Genomic DNA, 15,865 nt, shown 5'->3' with positions numbered 1-15,865 from the left:
TAATCAATAAGCAAATGAACCAGAGCCTCCAGTAATCAAACCGCTCTAAATAACCCATTTCATTTGATGACGGACAGCTGTTTGGATACACCTTTTAGTTCAACTTGACGTACGGTAGTTTGATTGCTTTCCTTGTTTTCCGCGGCTCGTTCCAAAATGAAGACCCAAGCTATTGAGCTTTTGCCAGAAGGCGACGGTTTGCTGGTTCCGCTTGATGTTGTTTAGATGAGAGTTGCTGCTGAGTCCTTTCGTCAATCGAGACAAAATCTAGTGCAATGTGGAAATTTTATCTTGGTACTTGAGTTTTGTTCCCAATCCGCCAAAGCTTGAAACAAGGAGTTCGAAGTTTTACCCTACCCACCTACCATGTTTATTTCCTTAGGTGATCCACGAACAACCTGAATTCGCCATTGTGCGATGAAGAGCTCAGGACTGTTTCAAGCAGGGCTTGAATTGATGGCTGAGACAGCAGGAATTTCATCCCATCCAGCCAATTTACCCAAACATCTTCATCAACATGACCGGCTTTGTTTAAGTGAAATTCCTCGCTGTATAAGTCGAGGTAAAGCCGTATTGTCCGTAGGTTCTCAGCATTAGCGATGCGTGGAGGGGGTCCTTTTTCGAAATGGAGAAATTCCAAAGGTGCAGTCTGAACAATTTCTCGAAAACGGTTTGTGTAGCTAATGAAAATCATGAGACGTTGTTGGCGGTTGCTTTGTCGCAATCGTAACCAAATGCCGAGTAGCGCCACGGGAATTGCAATTAGACCGCAAATTGCGACATAAATTGAGATTGTTTGAATATCCATACTAGTATCTCCGAAAATAGATGTGCCGATCTGGTGGTAGCGGGTTGAATTTTGGGCAAAACCAACCAATATGTGGCAGGCATAGGAAAAGGAGAAAAGCGAATAGTGCGCAACATATCAATAGCGGCTTTACTGATTTCGCTTCTTTTCATTCCGGTTTTCTATTGGTGGTTTCAGGTCGATATCATCTGGATAGCGGGGTTTAGTTTGTTTTCGGTCGCATCTGCTTTTGCTGTTCCTTTCAGTTACCATTTGCTGGGGTTTGAAAAGCGTGACCAGCGACGGGTTCTTGAAGCACGTGAGCAAGCAAATTACGAACGGATATTGAGCGACATCCATACGATTTCTATAAACTTGAATGAGATCGGTGAGGTCGAAGCGTCAAAGCAAACTCAACGCCTTTTGGGTATGGTGGATGATTATCATGAGGTGATCACCAAGCGCTTTGTAGATTCGCCAATGTCGGTCAGCTCGCACGCTGAAATTGCGCAACGGGTGCAAAACATAGTTGTACAAAATCTATCGGATTTGGTCGTCATTGCGAAAAGTGTGGCAGGTATCAATCGTGAAGACTTGATAACGTCCAAGGCTGAAAAAGGCACCAGCGACGTAGCGATTGATCGCCGTTTGGAACTTGCACAGAAGCAGCGAACCAAGATGGACGAGATAATTGATGCCAATGGCACGCTGTTGACTGCCTTGGCAGAAACATTGGTTGAAGTGGCCAATATACAAAAGCAAGGTGAGGCAGAACACGACGACGCTTTATTGCGACTTCGTGAATTAGCCGACCGTGCAAAGAAATTTAATGTTTAGGCGTGTTGTGCGCAAAGGAGCTGTTTTGATGGACAAGATTGTGAAAGCCCTATTGGGAACTGCTCTAGTTGCGGGCACACTAACGCTGGCAGGTTGCGGCGGTGCGCCAATTGAAACCACCGAAGCGGCGCATGAAAATATCGCAAAGCTTGTTGCAGAGCAGATTAAACCTTCGCGGCAGGAAAATCGCGTTCGTGCAAACATCGAACTGACGCCAACGAACTTGCTATCGCTTTTGCCAAACATCGAAGAGTACCCAATTACCGTTGGTACCGCTGATAGTTCGACAGTTGAGGCCGTTGAAATTTTCACAAGTTCGGAGAAATCGGGCAAGGGAACTGACGGTCTATATAATGATCTCGCCGCGCGCTTTAACGACCAACGCCAAAAAATTGGCAATGGCAAAACAGCTGCGATTTCTGTCCGCAAAATGCCTTCGGGCCTTGGCGCGCAATTCATCCTAGCGGGGCAAAACGTGCCAGACGCGTTTTCACCGTCAAATAAACTTTGGGGCAAAATGCTGGGGTCGCAAGGTATCGTTGTGGATGAAATCAATCCGGTAACCGCGCCCAATACTGCTGGGATTGTTGTGCGAAAAAGCAAAACCGATTTGATCACCACTGACGGCGCGCTCGACCTGCAGAAGCTTTTGACCGAGGTGACGAGCGGCGATTTTTCCATGGGCTATACCAACCCATATCAGTCAAGCACTGGCCTCAATTTTTTGATGATGGTGTTGCACTCATTCGCGCAGGGTGATGAGGCTGAGTTCTTGTCTCCTGATGTCGCAAGTGCGTTCGAAGCTTTCCAACTTGGCGTGCCGTTTGTCGCTCAAAACACGCTTCAAATGCGCGATGCAGCCGTTGGAAGCGGTGTGCTGGACGCATTGGTGATGGAACACCAAACTTGGGTAAACGTTACTGGTATGGCTGACTATGAGTTTGTGCCGTTCGGTGTTCGTCATGATAGTCCTCTCTATGCGTTGCCGCAAGCGGATGAAGCGGAGCGGGAAGTGCTAGCGCTTTTCAACGCATTTATCGAAGCCAATAAAAGTGAGATTTCAAAGTTTGGCTTTGGGAACAACAGTACTTACCAATCGGGCTACGATATCGCTGACGGTTCTCTCATCCAGCAGGCACAAAAGCTCTGGAAGGACAAAAAATCCGGTGGTAAACCGATTGCGGCAATGTTCGTTGCAGACGTATCCGGTTCAATGGATGGCTCACGTATCAAAGAGTTGAAAAACGCTCTGGTCGATTCATCTGATTTGATCGCTGCTGGCAACGCAATTGGCTTGGTGAGCTACAATAATGCGGTAAATATTGATCTGCCGGTCCGCCAGTTCAACCTGCAACAGAAATCACTGTTCATCGGTGCCGTGGAAAATCTGATCGCCGGGGGAGCGACAGCCACCAACGATGCGGTGATTGTTGCGGCAAATGAACTGCTGACATTTTCGGCAGCCAACCCAGACCATAAACTTGTTATTTTCGTCCTTAGCGATGGCGAGACCAACGAAGGTTTGGATTTCGGGTCTGTCAAAGAAACGCTTAGGTTTGCGCGTATTCCAATTCACGCGATTGCCTACGAATTGTCGTCAGATCACTTAAAAGAAATGGCTGGATTGGTAGAAGCCGCCTACATCGAATCGAGTGTTGGCTCCGCGTCATACCGCATCGGTAATCTTTTGAATTCGGAGATGTAACTTGGCTTGGCTGAAATCATTCGTTGCTTTTGTTTTGTTGCAAGCTGTTGCGTGGGGCGGCACGCACTTCTATTTTACCACAAACCCGAAACAGGCGTTGGTGGTGGTTGACACTTCATACGCCATGAAAGCCCATTTCAGCGATGCGGAAAAGTGGATTGATGACTATGTCAGCAGCACGAGGTACACTGATATAGAAGTAGGAACCGATAAGGTTTCACTGGGCAATATCAGCGCGTTACGATCAAGAGATATCTTGTTTCGGACAGCATTTGGCCGTATCTCAAAAGACAATGTAGCTGGCCTATACGCCAACGCTGATGCTCAACACAAAGTTCTTTTGACCAGTGAGCCTTTGCAGTTGGATGGCTGGCAAGTGGTATCTTGGTAGCTGGCCTGAACACCGTCAAAACAAGGTATTTTCCTGCATAATTTCGCTTATCGCGTTTATCCTCAAACACGTCTGGACAAGTCCCTCGGATTTGCGTTTAATCTGCGCAAAAAAACAATAACAAGATTACTCTGGGGACAGGAATTTCATGACATATAAGTCAGACATTGAGATCGCGCGTGCCGCGAACAAAAAACCTATTGTTGAAATCGGCGCGAAGTTGGGCATTGGTAGCGAGCATTTGCTGCCATTCGGTCACGATAAAGCGAAGGTTTCCGCCGAGTTTATCAAATCAGTTGCGGATAAAGAAGACGGCAAACTGATCCTTGTGACAGCGATCAATCCTACCCCCGCTGGGGAAGGTAAAACCACCACCACCGTTGGTCTGGGTGACGGGCTAAATAAGATCGGCAAGAACGCTACCATTTGCATTCGTGAGCCTTCCTTGGGGCCGTGTTTTGGCATGAAGGGTGGCGCTGCGGGTGGCGGTTACGCCCAAGTTGTGCCGATGGAAGATATCAACTTGCACTTTACGGGTGATTTTCACGCAATCACTTCTGCCCATAACTTGTTGTCGGCCATGCTTGATAACCACGTTTATTGGGGCAATGAAGAAAAGGTTGATATTCGCCGGATCACTTGGCGACGCGTGATGGACATGAATGACCGTGCTTTACGTTCAATCGTTGCGTCACTTGGTGGCGTGGCAAATGGTTATCCGCGCGAAGCCGGGTTTGATATTACGGTTGCTTCTGAAATCATGGCGATCCTGTGCTTAGCGAACGATCTTGAGGATCTACAAAATCGTTTGGGCGGAATTATAGTTGCTTATCGGAACGACAAAACACCCGTCTATTGCCGCGATATCAAAGCTGATGGTGCGATGACGGTTTTACTCCAACAAGCAATGCAGCCCAATTTAGTGCAGACATTGGAAAACAACCCAGCCTTTATTCATGGCGGACCATTTGCCAATATCGCACACGGCTGCAACTCTGTGATTGCGACCAAAACAGCGCTTAAACTTGCAGACTATGTGGTCACAGAAGCTGGGTTTGGCGCTGATCTCGGTGCTGAAAAATTCTTTGATATTAAATGCCGCAAAGCAGGCTTGAAACCTTCTGCTGTGGTGATCGTTGCGACGGTTCGCGCTCTTAAAATGAATGGTGGCGTGGCCAAAGATGCGTTGGGCAGCGAAGACGTTGAAGCGTTGACACGCGGTTGTGCCAACCTTGGCCGCCATATTGAGAATATTCAAAAATTTGGTGTGCCTGCCGTGGTCGCAATCAATCATTTCGTGACCGACACGAATGCGGAAGTGCAAGCCGTGCAAGATTACGCGCGTTCAGTTGGCGCCGAAGCAATCCTTTGCCAGCATTGGGAAAAGGGCTCTGAAGGCACCGTTGCACTTGCCGAGCGGATTGTTGAAATTGTTGATGGCGGCGAAGCTAACTTCACACCACTTTATGAAGACAGCCTTCCATTACTCGGCAAAATTGAAAAGATCGCAAAAGAGATTTATCGGGCTGATAAAGTTGTCGTCGACAAGAAGGTTGAAAAACAACTACGTGAGTGGGAAGAAGCCGGATACGGTGAATTGCCAGTTTGTATGGCAAAGACACAATACTCGTTCTCAACTGATCCGAACTTGCGCGGTGCGCCAACCGGACATGAAATTCCTGTGCGTGAAGTCAGGCTTTCGGCCGGCGCGGGCTTTGTTGTTGCCGTGTGCGGTGACATAATGACAATGCCTGGTTTGCCGCGAAAACCATCGGCTGAAGCGATTCATCTGGATCAAAGTGGCGAGATACAGGGATTGTTTTAATCAATACCGAAAATGAGGTGAATAAGGTGGGACAAGAGTTTCAAACTGAAGAAATTACTGCTCGCCTTATTCCACTTGGTGATCGGTCAGTCTTGGTGCGGTTTGGCAGCCAGCTCACGATTGATGCGAACAAGCGCGCCCAATCCTTTGCTAAACTTTGCCAAGAGAAGCTTCACGACAAGATAAATGGATGCAGCTCGAATTTAGTTTCAGTCATTATCCAATATGATCCCAACATGGTCTCCTTTGATACACTCAAAGGTCAAATTATGATGCTCATGAGCACGTTTGATGCACAAAAGGCAGATCAAAATGTGCAAACACACCACGTCCAAGTGAAGTATGGCGGCGAAGAAGGGCCGTGTTTGGATGAGGTTTGTAAGGAATTGTCCCTGTCTGTTGCCCAATTTGTTGAAGTACACACCGCAAACGCATTGCATGCGTTGGCTTTGGGCTTTTCACCGGGCTTTTTGTATCTGGGCTTGCATGACGAGGAACTTCGCGTGCCCCGGCGTGTTCAGGTGCAAGAAAATGTGCCCGCCGGGTCGATTTTGTTTGCCGCAGGGCAAACAGCAATCACCTCGCGTCCAATTAGAACCGGTTGGCATGTGATTGGCCGCACCAATCTTCGAAACTTCATTCCAGATGCAGCACAGCCGATCTTGATAACCCCGGGGGATCTTGTGCAATTTGAGGCGGTGACACAGCTATGATTGGTTCCATCTCCATATTGCGCATTTCGCCCAACTCAACAATTCAAGATGCTGGTCGTGCGCTAGGTTTGCAATTTGGCTTATCTGCAAGCGGTCCGATGGACAGAAAGGCCTTTGCTAGAACCCACAATGCATTAGACGGGCAGGGCAGTCAGTCGGTCGTCGAGTTCTCCATGTTAGGGATTGAATTCACCTATGCGGGCCCTCCAATGGAGTGCGCAGTTGATGGTGGCGAGTTTCAACTTCGGCACAATGGCAGCGAAAAAAACTGGCCTGCGCATCTGTTCCTCACGGATGGTGATCAAGTAAATATCACCACTGGACGGGCTGGAAACTATGGGTATATCCGTTTCGCGCAGGCATTAAACGTTCCCCTCATGATGGGAAGTAAATCGACAAATCTGGCGGCAGGAATTGGCGGTTTAGAGTCACGCGCACTTAGGGCTGGTGATAAGATTGATTTTGAAGATGAAGTCATTCCGCGCCCCAGTGGACAAGTTGAAATTGTCGAAAATACTCAATTGCCCGACAATTTAGTTCGAGTTTTGCCGGGGCTTCACGCCGAACTACTTGGTCCAAAGGTTTGGGCATCCTTGTTCGAAGCCCCGTTTAAGATTTCCAATTCAATAGATCGTATGGGGTTTCGCCTGAATGATCCGCTCTCCCGCTTTGACGTTTCCGCGCATAAAAACATCGTTTCTGATGCTGTTGTGCCTGGCGATATTCAAATTTTGGGCGACGGTACCCCCGCGATATTGATGCGCGACCATCAGCCGATTGGTGGATATCCTCGTATTGCAACCATCATTGATGCGGATTTGGATTACGTAGCTCAGTTGCGGCCCAACCGAGAAATATCGTTTATTTCAACGACGTTGCAAAAGGCGCACAAAGCAATGGAAGTAAAATGATGGCCAACTGGATAGACCTTAACGCGGATCTGGGAGAGGGCACCGGCAACGATTCTGCGATGATGCGCTATATCACCAGTGCCAATATAGCGTGTGGCGGCCATGCGGGCGACGAAACAACAATGCGGCAATCGATTGAGTTAGCACTTGAAAACAACGTCGCGATTGGTGCTCATCCCGGATTTGAAGACAAAGAAAATTTTGGGCGAATTCCGCTTGAACTATCGTCAGCTGAATGGCGAGATCAAATTACGCGACAGTTAGAACTATTTGATGGCGTCGCTCGATCTACAGGCGCAAAAATTCAATATGTGAAATTACACGGCGCCATGGCCAACATGACGGCGGCTGATCGCAACCTCGCAAACGTTGCCTACGAGGCGGTGAAATCCTTTCGTTCAAACATGATGATTTTGACGATCGCCAATTCTCATCAAGGTGCCGCAGCCAAAGCGCTCGGTTTAGAAAACGTGGAGGAGGCATTTGCCGACCGCGCCTATACCGACGAAGGTTTGCTCGCATCTCGATCATTGGCAGGTGCTGTGCTGTCACAAGAAAAACAAGTCATTGAACATATTACGCGACTGTTGAGCGATGCAAAAGTGCGCACAATCACTGGAAACGTAATCGGTTTGAACGCTAAATCCATTTGCCTACATGGTGACAATGAGCACGCAGTTGCGTTGGCGAAAAGCATCAACGAGACAGTTAAGTCTTTGGGTTTAGACGTTAAATCATTTGCAAATAAGAACTAGGGTTAAAAAAATGACAGCAAAGATCATCGACGGAAAAGCATTTGCAGCCGGTCTTCGATTGCGGGTTGCAGAACATGTTGAGCGGTTAAAATCCGAACATGGAATAACACCAGGTCTTGCTGTAATTATCGTTGGGCATGACCCAGCCAGCCAAGTTTATGTGAATTCAAAAGCCAAGCAAACGCAAGAAGTTGGCATGAACTCATTTAAATATGAGCTAGCCGAAGATGTGCCTGAACAAGAAGTTTTGGACCTGATTGAAAGCCTTAATCAGCGCGAAGACGTGCATGGAATTCTGTGTCAATTACCAGTCCCAAAACATATCGATGAAAACAAAATTATTGAAGCGCTCAGCCCAGCCAAAGATGTGGATTGTTTCAACCCGTCAAACGTTGGCAAAGTGGCAATTGGCTTGCCCGGGCCGGTGCCCTGCACCCCGCTTGGCAGTCTCATGTTGTTACGTGACGAACTGGGTGATTTATCAGGCAAAAATGCCGTGGTTGTTGGTCGTTCAAATCTGGTTGGAAAGCCAATGGCTGCTCTTTTGCTCAGAGACAGCGCAACGGTCACCGTCGCGCATTCCCGCACAAAAGACTTGGCCGCAATTTGCGCCGCCGCGGACATTGTGGTTGCTGCCGTTGGACGCCCGCAAATGATCAAGAAAGACTGGATCAAACCCGGCGCAACGGTCATTGATGTGGGCATTAACCGAATTGATGCGCCTGAACGTGGCGAAGGCAAAACACGGTTGGTCGGAGATGTGGACTATTCAGGCGTTAGCGAAGTCGCTGGTGCCATCACACCCGTTCCTGGCGGCGTTGGACCAATGACCATCGCATGCTTGTTAGCCAACACCATCACCACGACTTGCCTTGCAAACGGTATCGAGCCACCGAGCGATTTAACAGCTTAAGGTCATCGATTTTACCTAGAACGGTTGCGCCCACGACGACGGGGTCGGCCACTTTCGCCGCCGCTATCTGGCGGCGTAAATTCTGGCATTTTGAAGTGCTCGCGCGTTAGCGCAAATTCGTCGACGCTATTTGGTAGGCCCATCGCGGCGACAAACAGGTCTTGAAAATCAGCTTCCAACGCGGTTTCGATCTTAGTTACTTCGTGGACTGTTTGCTCAATACGCTCCCGCGCATTTACGTCGAGTAGGGCGATCAATGCGCCTTGGCCCGCCGCATTGCCAACTGCTGTAACTTTGTCGACTTCACAATCTGGCACTAAACCAAGAAGCATGGCGTAAGCCGGGTCAATATATGAGCCGAACGCGCCCGCAAGTCTGATTTCACCAACCTTTGTAATGCCCGACTTCTGCATGAGCAATTTCACCCCGGCATAAAGCGCAGCTTTCGCCAGTTGGATTGCCCGAACGTCATTTTGGGTGACTTCGATGTGCGGCGTACCTTCGCGCACAATAAATGACCACGTTCTGCCATTTGGTTTAAGCACGGCTTCTTCGGCTTCATTTTGTGGCGCGCGAATAATGCCGTCTGTAGCGAGAATTCCCGCCAGCACCATTTCACCAATAATCTCGATGATGCCTGAACCGCAAATACCGGTGACCCCGGTTACCTTCGACTTTTCTTCAAAGTCAGGATGGTCAGACCATTCTTCCGGGCCAATGATTTTATAGCGCGTTTTCAGCGTGTCGCGATCTATTCGAATACGCTCAATGGCACCGGGTGCCGCGCGTTGTCCGCAGGATGTTTCTGCGCCTTCAAATGCAGGCCCGGTCGGTGATGAGGCCGCCAAAAGCTGGTTACCATCCCAAAGGGCGATTTCTGCGTTGGTGCCCACATCAACAACAAGAGTTGGGTGAGGTTCAGTTTCTGGATGCTGGGCCAACATAACCGCTGCTGCGTCCGCGCCAACATGTCCGGCGATGAGTGGTAGCAGATAAACTGACGCGCCTTCAGCGAGGTTCAAACCAATGTCAGATGCGGAACAATGCACAGCTTCAGACTGCACCAAGGCAAAAGGCGCTTGGCCGATTTCGGTTGGGTCCCATCCCAAAAACAGATGATGCATCACAGGATTTGCGACAAAAACGGAATCAAGTAATTCGTTCCGATTGCGTTGTGCAGTTTCCAACAATTGATCAATCAATTTGTTGACGGCATCAACCACAGATTTTGTGAGATTTTGCTGCCCGTTATCATTCATCATAACGTAGGAAACACGGGACATTAGGTCTTCGCCAAAGCGAATTTGTGGGTTTGCAACACCAGCCGATGCCAAGATTTCTCCACTCATCAAATCAGTTAAATGCGCAGCTATGGTGGTGGATCCAATATCAACGGCAAGTCCCGAAACGTTTTCAGAATATCCCGGCCAAATCGAGACTATTTCGGGACATAAGTCTGGATTGTGAATTGCAACTGTGACTTGCCAATCGCTTTTACGCAAAAGCTTTTGCAATCCACTTTTCAGCCGATGGGCAACTGTAATTTTGCCCAATCCAAACTGTTCGGAAACCGCTTTACACAATCGATCAGCATCCCCCAAAGGGTTGTGCATATCCGGTTGCTCAACTTCGACATAATATAGCCGAACTGCTGGCTTGCGCACCATGCCAATGGTATCTGCATCCTTGCGGATGGTCTGTCCGGCAGCTTTAAACGCATCCGGGATCTCAAGCACAACATCGCCCTGCAAAGTGGCAGAGCAGGATAGACGATGACCAATATCAAGGCCTCGTTTTTCCTCATATCGTTGTTCTTTAAATCCTTTTTCCGATAAGGCAGCTTCGCGACTATCGATGTTAAATTTCGCAAAATTACCTTCTGCAACAGACACTTGGCATTTGCCACAAATACCGCGTCCGCCACAAACACTCTCAACATAAACGCCCAAATCGCGCGCAGCATCCAGCAGCGGCGTTCCAATCGGAAACCGGCCTTTATGCCCAGAAGGTTGGAAAACAACCAAGGCGTCTTTTTGTTGAGCGCTCATTTGAGTTTATCCGCGTCTTCTACGGCCAGAACGACGTCCGCGTCCGGCTGGTTCTTCACCTTCAACAACCGGACGATTGGCGCGAAGCCATTCGGCGCAATCTGGATCCAGTCCGTTCAACACGTTCGCTGCACGAACCGCATCCATTTGTTCTTTATGCAATGGGCTCATGATAGCTGATGTCATGCCGTGACCAGCGGCCATAGCGATAAAGTGACCGGTAACTAAATGACGGTTTGGAATACCAAAGCCAACATTAGATGCGCCACAGGTCGTGTTGACTTGCAATTCCTCACGCAAACGACGCAGCAGCGCAAAAACTTGCTTACCAGCATCGTTCATCGCGCCAATTGGCATCACCAATGGATCAACAACTACGTCTTCTTTTGGAATGCCGTGATCTTGTGCCCGTTCAACAATCTTCTTCGCCACCGCATAACGCACGTCTGGGTCAGTTGATATGCCGGTTTCGTCATTTGAAATGGCAACAACAGCTGCGCCATACTTTTTGATCAGTGGCAGCACACGCTCCAAAGACTCATCTTCGCCAGTGACTGAATTCACTAACGGCTTGCCTTGATAAACGGCCAATCCCGCTTCAAGTGCATCGATGATCGAACTGTCGATTGAAAGTGGTATGTCTGTCAGGCTCTGCACAAGTTGAATGCACTCAGCTAGAATTTTTGGCTCGTCCGCCAAGGGAACACCAGCATTGATGTCCAAAACATGGGCACCCGCAGCAACTTGCGCCAAAGCATCAGCCTGCACAGTTGTGTAGTCGTGTTCTTTCATTTCGGCAGCAAGTTTTTTACGGCCAGTTGGGTTGATCCGTTCGCCAATTACGCAAAATGGTTGATCAAACCCGATGGATATTTCTTTGGTCGGAGAAGACAGGACGGTACGTACGGTCATTGTGTTTTTGCCTTTTAAACTTTGTTGCCGCCATTGCGGGCAATCTCTGCCAAAACTTTTGTTGGAAACTGTTCTTCCAGCGAGGATGCGATGCGCTCCAACGCATCAGCCGGTGCTTCATCACCAATTTCAATCGCTTCGCGACGCCATTCTGCTAGATAACTGTCAGTGTCGTCTGCGCCGCTTTCCATTGCGGCTTTGTCGACAGCCACCAAAAATCGGTCGGCGAGGGGCCGTTTGAGGCCTTTTCGACCACGGCCGTGGGTTACTTGCGTAGGAATATCGCGCCAATAAATAATCGTGATGGACATTTACGCCGCCCCTTTTAGAAATGGTTCCAACAGGCCAAATGCTGTTGACCTATGTTCAAAACGTAAACCCAAACGTGTCGCAGCATCTTGTGCTTTCGCCATCAATGCAGCGTCGTTAGACTGGGATATGTAAATCAGACGGGTGTAATTGCCGAAATAGGCTTCTAAAAGCTCTGGATGCCGGTCCAATCCCAGGGGTTTAAACACCAAAGTGTCAAATTGGCGAACCAGGTAATCCGTTAAATAAAACGTGCCGGGTTCTGCGTCCTGCAATTGGTCAAACTGGTCCAAACCAAGAAAGAACGCATAGCAATGCGCGCCATCAAGCCGCGAAGCACCATGTTTTTCAAGTACTTCGTCTAGTTTCCCCGCGGTGCCGCAATCACCATATCCAACCAGCAACTGATCACAATCCTTGCCAAGCTCGCTCAGCGCTTCATCAACAGCGTTTGGGATATCCAAAGGCGTGTTGTGCAAGCTGGCAGGCAAAAACTTGGTTTCAAACGGAATGTCGCCAAGTTGCTTTTGGATCGCTAAAATTTCGCGTGCCAATGCACCACAGGCCACAAGGCCTGTTTTGCCAACAGCGGTAGATTTGCTTTCGATCGACATGGTCTTTATGCAGCCTGCTGTGAAATGAGACGTTTGGCCGTTTCCACTGCAACCGCCGCGTCCTTGCAATAAGCATCTGCGCCAATGGCCTCGCCAAATTCCTCATTAAGAGGTGCGCCGCCAACGATCACGATTAGCTCATCTCGAATGCCTTTTTCCTTCAAGGTTTCGATCACCACTTTCATGTAGGTCATGGTTGTGGTCAGCAATGCAGACATACCTAGAATGTCAGGCTTATGCTCTTCGATCGCGGCCAGGAACTGATCAACGTCAGTGTTGATGCCAAGATCAATCACCTCGAACCCAGCACCTTCCATCATCATACCAACAAGATTTTTGCCAATATCGTGAATGTCACCCTTTACGGTTCCAACAACCATTTTACCCATTTTAGGTGCGCCGGTTTCAGTAAGAAGTGGGCGCAGAATGAACATTCCGCCCTTCATGGCGTTGGCTGCCAACAACACTTCAGGCACAAACAAAATACCATCACGGAAGTCGTCGCCCACCGTTTTCATGCCAGCAACAAGCACTTTGGTCAAAATATCGTAAGGCGTCCAACCACGAGATAGATAGATGTTTACACCTTCTTCTATCTCTGGCTTCAACCCATCATAAAGATCGTCTTGCATTTGCTCAGACAGTTCTTCATCGCTCAATTCGGAAAGAATGATATCGTCTTCTTCATCAGCCATTTTTTTGATCCCTATCTGTCAGTCTTATGAGCGGCGACGCCGACGGTTGCTGCGATCAGAAGTTTTATCTGAACGTGGCGACACAAGCGGCCCCAATGTTTCAATGATTTCTTCGGCGGTTGGCGCGTCGCCACCATTATGCGTACGAACGGCATCGGCCATCGCTTTCACATGCGCCGGGCTGTTGCCGCAGCAACCACCAATGATGGAAATGCCCAAATTCATTGCAAGTTTCGCATAGTCACCCATCAGTTCGGGCGAACCAGAATAAACAACTTTGTCGCCAGCAATTTTCGGGATACCCGCGTTTGCTTTTGCAACGACCGGAATGCCGCCAGAATGGGCCACAAGATCAATTGCAGCCACCAGCAAGTCAGACGCACCAACACCACAGTTGGACCCAAAAGCCAATGGACGTTTAGACTTAGCCTGCATGGCTTCGCCAAAATCGGCTGGGGCAAATCCCATCATGGTTTTGCCGGCGGTGTCAAAACTTGCTGTCACCACATAATCCATGCCAACTTCAGCAGCCGCCTCAATTGCCGCATCGATTTCTTCTGGTGAGGACATGGTTTCGATCCATGCGACATCAGCGCCGCCTTGCTTAAGACCGGTCATTTGCTCGATAAATGCTTCAACCGCGCCTTCATACGTCAGCTCGCCAAGGGGGACCAAAAGATCGCCCGTTGGTCCGACGGAACCAGCCACGATGATTTCTCGACCAGACTTGGCCACAAGATCACCGGCGATTTCTGCCGCTGCTTTATTAACTTCGACAACCCGGTCATCCAACTGATGCAAATGAAGTCGACGGGCCGTGCCGCCAAAACTGTTGGTGACTAGAATATCTGACCCTGCATCAATAAAAGATTGGTGCAGCGCTTGAATACGGTCAACATGGTCAAAATTCCATGCTTCGGGTGCCTGGCCAGAATCAAGTCCCATGGGGATCAGGTTGGTGCCAGTGGCCCCGTCGGCAAGCAAAATGCCGCGTTCATCAAGCAGTTTCTGGAGTTTATTCACGATGATTGACCATTTCTGTGTTCCAATTTCGAATTGTCATAACATAAAAAGGATATAAAGAAAGCTTTATATCATCAAAATTCTTACTTAATCATGACACATCATCGCCTTATTTCTGGTTAAGAAGGCGCATGTTAAGGTTACAGCAACCATGTGAGTGATCTGAAATAGCCAAAGTACCCTAATCGATTGTATAAAATTGTCGATATTGGATGGAAAATTTGTGTACACACCTATGACTTTTGAGACGTTTAAATACCGCGCTCGCTTTGCGCTTGCATTGGCACTTGTCGTTCCCGCTTTAGCAGCGTGTGGCGGTTCGAACCCATTGGTGAACACAAAAACCAAGTTTTCCTCATCAGAATATGGCGTATCCGCTTCTCCGCGTTTGACTACTGGGGCTCGCGTTAAAAAGGGTGGCGGGCGCAATCAGATTGGCAAAGCCTACAAAGTTGCCGGTAAATGGTATCATCCAAAGGACCAGCCCGGGTACAATAAAACCGGAATAGCGTCTTGGTACGGACCTAATTTTCATGGTCGTCTAACGGCCAATGGCGAGATTTTTGACCAAAACGCGCTGAGCGCGGCCCATCCAACTCTTCCGTTGCCGTCTTATGTTCGCGTGACGAACTTGAGTAATGGCAGTTCTGTGATGGTGCGGGTGAATGACCGGGGTCCGTTTGCTCATGGTCGTTTGATTGATCTTTCAAGCCGTACTGCAGATGTTTTGCAAATAAAGCAAAAAGGCACTGCCAATGTACGTGTGCAATATGTCGGTAGAGCGCCTCTAAATGGCGACGATACGCGCTTTTTGGTGGCCAGTATCAATCGGCAAACAGATATGGAGCGCGGCGCAACACGCTTGGCGTTCAATAGCAATAGTAACACCACACGCTTGGCGAGCATGTCCCTTGATCAGTTGAAGCGACCAACAGCGGCGCCTCAACCACCTAAACGCACGTCATTGGAACAGGCTTCTGGCTTTGCGGACGGAACGTTCGATCTTTTGACGTCATCTTACGCGAGTAGCGAAAAAGGTAGTGCTGGTTACGTCAACGACGCACACCAAGCAGTGACGCAGTTGGCAAAAGGCTCCATGGCGCTAGAGCAATGGCAAAACGATATTGAGCGTCCTTTGACGCGGGTTGATCGTTCGATCGGCATTTTCCAGTCTAACGAAGCTGCTCACCAGGTTGGCCAATCATTCGCGTTGCTCGGCATAGTTGATCTTCGAGCGACCAAAGTGAATGGCAAGCCAGCGACACAAGTGTTTTTGGAGCAATTGCGTCAGGGCGTAACACGTCAAGATGTAAATGATCTTGCTGAACAGCTTGGCCTAAACGATTTCGTGTTGTAATAAATCTCTAAAGCCGAATGTTTATTCAGTTTGGGCCTGGTCGCTTCGTCAGTGAATCAGGCGGTGAGGG

The 15,865-nt window shown here is 48.8% G+C and carries 16 protein-coding genes; 9 read left to right on the top strand and 7 right to left on the bottom strand.

The window, feature by feature from the left end; all coding sequences use genetic code 11:
* Nucleotides 1–370 precede the first annotated feature (370 nt).
* On the bottom strand, nt 371–808 hold the full coding sequence (locus ACSHWX_RS07350; RefSeq protein ID WP_435667550.1) for a hypothetical protein: 438 nt from the start codon (nt 806–808) through the stop codon (nt 371–373).
* Nucleotides 809–913: 105 nt separating this feature from the next.
* Between ACSHWX_RS07350 and ACSHWX_RS07345 the strand changes: the two genes are divergently transcribed.
* The 8 genes from ACSHWX_RS07345 to folD all read left to right on the top strand — a co-directional run bounded on the left by ACSHWX_RS07345 (nt 914) and on the right by folD (nt 8,837).
* Entirely contained in the window at nt 914–1,624 is a 711-nt protein-coding gene (locus tag ACSHWX_RS07345) for a hypothetical protein (RefSeq protein ID WP_435667549.1), read from the top strand.
* 28 nt (nt 1,625–1,652) lie between these two features.
* Nucleotides 1,653–3,329, top strand: coding sequence for a vWA domain-containing protein (locus tag ACSHWX_RS07340; RefSeq protein WP_435667548.1), 1,677 nt, complete (start codon nt 1,653–1,655; stop codon nt 3,327–3,329).
* A 1-nt stretch (nt 3,330) separates the two neighbouring features.
* A complete protein-coding gene (locus ACSHWX_RS07335) occupies nt 3,331–3,720 on the top strand; it encodes a hypothetical protein (RefSeq protein WP_435667547.1) in 390 nt (129 codons plus the stop codon).
* 148 nt (nt 3,721–3,868) lie between these two features.
* Nucleotides 3,869–5,545, top strand: coding sequence for a formate--tetrahydrofolate ligase (locus ACSHWX_RS07330; protein ID WP_435667546.1), 1,677 nt, complete (start codon nt 3,869–3,871; stop codon nt 5,543–5,545).
* Between the two features lie 26 nt (nt 5,546–5,571).
* Nucleotides 5,572–6,258, top strand: coding sequence for a 5-oxoprolinase subunit B family protein (locus ACSHWX_RS07325; protein ID WP_435667545.1), 687 nt, complete (start codon nt 5,572–5,574; stop codon nt 6,256–6,258).
* A complete protein-coding gene (locus tag ACSHWX_RS07320; RefSeq protein ID WP_435667544.1) occupies nt 6,255–7,169 on the top strand; it encodes a biotin-dependent carboxyltransferase family protein in 915 nt (304 codons plus the stop codon). The genes ACSHWX_RS07325 and ACSHWX_RS07320 overlap by 4 nt, the downstream gene beginning before the upstream one ends.
* The gene (locus ACSHWX_RS07315) at nt 7,169–7,924 is read left to right on the top strand and encodes a 5-oxoprolinase subunit PxpA (protein WP_435667543.1); all 756 of its coding nucleotides are present in this window, start codon (nt 7,169–7,171) and stop codon (nt 7,922–7,924) included. Before ACSHWX_RS07320 ends, ACSHWX_RS07315 begins: the two co-directional genes overlap by 1 nt.
* A 10-nt stretch (nt 7,925–7,934) precedes the next feature.
* On the top strand, nt 7,935–8,837 hold the full coding sequence (gene folD, locus ACSHWX_RS07310; protein WP_435667542.1) for a bifunctional methylenetetrahydrofolate dehydrogenase/methenyltetrahydrofolate cyclohydrolase FolD: 903 nt from the start codon (nt 7,935–7,937) through the stop codon (nt 8,835–8,837).
* Between the two features lie 11 nt (nt 8,838–8,848).
* Here folD and ACSHWX_RS07305 read toward each other — a convergent pair whose 3' ends face one another.
* Genes ACSHWX_RS07305 through bmt form a run of 6 tightly spaced genes read right to left on the bottom strand, consistent with a single transcriptional unit; the run spans nt 8,849 to nt 14,438 of the window.
* Entirely contained in the window at nt 8,849–10,885 is a 2,037-nt protein-coding gene (locus ACSHWX_RS07305; protein ID WP_435667541.1) for an ASKHA domain-containing protein, read from the bottom strand.
* A 6-nt stretch (nt 10,886–10,891) separates the two neighbouring features.
* Nucleotides 10,892–11,797 carry a dihydropteroate synthase gene (locus ACSHWX_RS07300; RefSeq protein WP_435667540.1) on the bottom strand — a complete coding sequence of 302 codons (906 nt, stop codon included), beginning with the start codon at nt 11,795–11,797 and terminating at the stop codon, nt 10,892–10,894.
* Nucleotides 11,798–11,811: 14 nt separating this feature from the next.
* Nucleotides 11,812–12,108: a virulence factor gene (locus ACSHWX_RS07295; protein ID WP_435667539.1), complete on the bottom strand. Its 297-nt coding sequence runs from the start codon at nt 12,106–12,108 to the stop codon at nt 11,812–11,814.
* On the bottom strand, nt 12,109–12,720 hold the full coding sequence (locus tag ACSHWX_RS07290) for a DUF1638 domain-containing protein (protein ID WP_435667538.1): 612 nt from the start codon (nt 12,718–12,720) through the stop codon (nt 12,109–12,111). It abuts the gene before it with no gap.
* A gap of 5 nt (nt 12,721–12,725) precedes the next feature.
* Complete coding sequence (locus ACSHWX_RS07285; protein WP_435667537.1) at nt 12,726–13,415, bottom strand: corrinoid protein; 690 nt, start codon at nt 13,413–13,415, stop codon at nt 12,726–12,728.
* A gap of 24 nt (nt 13,416–13,439) precedes the next feature.
* Nucleotides 13,440–14,438, bottom strand: a complete 999-nt coding sequence (bmt, locus tag ACSHWX_RS07280; RefSeq protein ID WP_435667536.1) for a betaine--homocysteine S-methyltransferase — start codon at nt 14,436–14,438, stop codon at nt 13,440–13,442.
* Nucleotides 14,439–14,661: 223 nt separating this feature from the next.
* Here bmt and ACSHWX_RS07275 point away from each other — a divergent pair, with 223 nt between their 5' ends.
* Entirely contained in the window at nt 14,662–15,795 is a 1,134-nt protein-coding gene (locus tag ACSHWX_RS07275) for a septal ring lytic transglycosylase RlpA family protein (protein WP_435667535.1), read from the top strand.
* Nucleotides 15,796–15,865: the final 70 nt, after the last annotated feature.

Origin of the sequence: Maritalea sp., from assembly GCF_051251695.1 — a bacterium.
Lineage (GTDB): Bacteria > Pseudomonadota > Alphaproteobacteria > Rhizobiales > Devosiaceae > Maritalea.
Note: the sequence above shows the minus strand (reverse complement) of the source record. Positions and strands in the feature narration are given on the sequence as shown.

Bases quoted from the DNA above. Each gene is read 5' to 3' on its own strand.
- ACSHWX_RS07330 (WP_435667546.1), top strand. From the start codon at position 3,869: ATGACATATAAGTCAGACATTGAGATCGCGCGTGCCGCGAACAAAAAA.
- ACSHWX_RS07340 (WP_435667548.1), top strand. From the start codon at position 1,653: ATGGACAAGATTGTGAAAGCCCTATTGGGAACTGCTCTAGTTGCGGGC.
- ACSHWX_RS07295 (WP_435667539.1), bottom strand. From the start codon at position 12,108: ATGTCCATCACGATTATTTATTGGCGCGATATTCCTACGCAAGTAACC.
- ACSHWX_RS07315 (WP_435667543.1), top strand. From the start codon at position 7,169: ATGGCCAACTGGATAGACCTTAACGCGGATCTGGGAGAGGGCACCGGC.
- ACSHWX_RS07300 (WP_435667540.1), bottom strand. From the start codon at position 11,797: ATGACCGTACGTACCGTCCTGTCTTCTCCGACCAAAGAAATATCCATC.
- ACSHWX_RS07320 (WP_435667544.1), top strand. From the start codon at position 6,255: ATGATTGGTTCCATCTCCATATTGCGCATTTCGCCCAACTCAACAATT.
- ACSHWX_RS07290 (WP_435667538.1), bottom strand. From the start codon at position 12,720: ATGTCGATCGAAAGCAAATCTACCGCTGTTGGCAAAACAGGCCTTGTG.
- ACSHWX_RS07350 (WP_435667550.1), bottom strand. From the start codon at position 808: ATGGATATTCAAACAATCTCAATTTATGTCGCAATTTGCGGTCTAATT.
- folD (WP_435667542.1), top strand. From the start codon at position 7,935: ATGACAGCAAAGATCATCGACGGAAAAGCATTTGCAGCCGGTCTTCGA.
- ACSHWX_RS07285 (WP_435667537.1), bottom strand. From the start codon at position 13,415: ATGGCTGATGAAGAAGACGATATCATTCTTTCCGAATTGAGCGATGAA.
- ACSHWX_RS07305 (WP_435667541.1), bottom strand. From the start codon at position 10,885: ATGAGCGCTCAACAAAAAGACGCCTTGGTTGTTTTCCAACCTTCTGGG.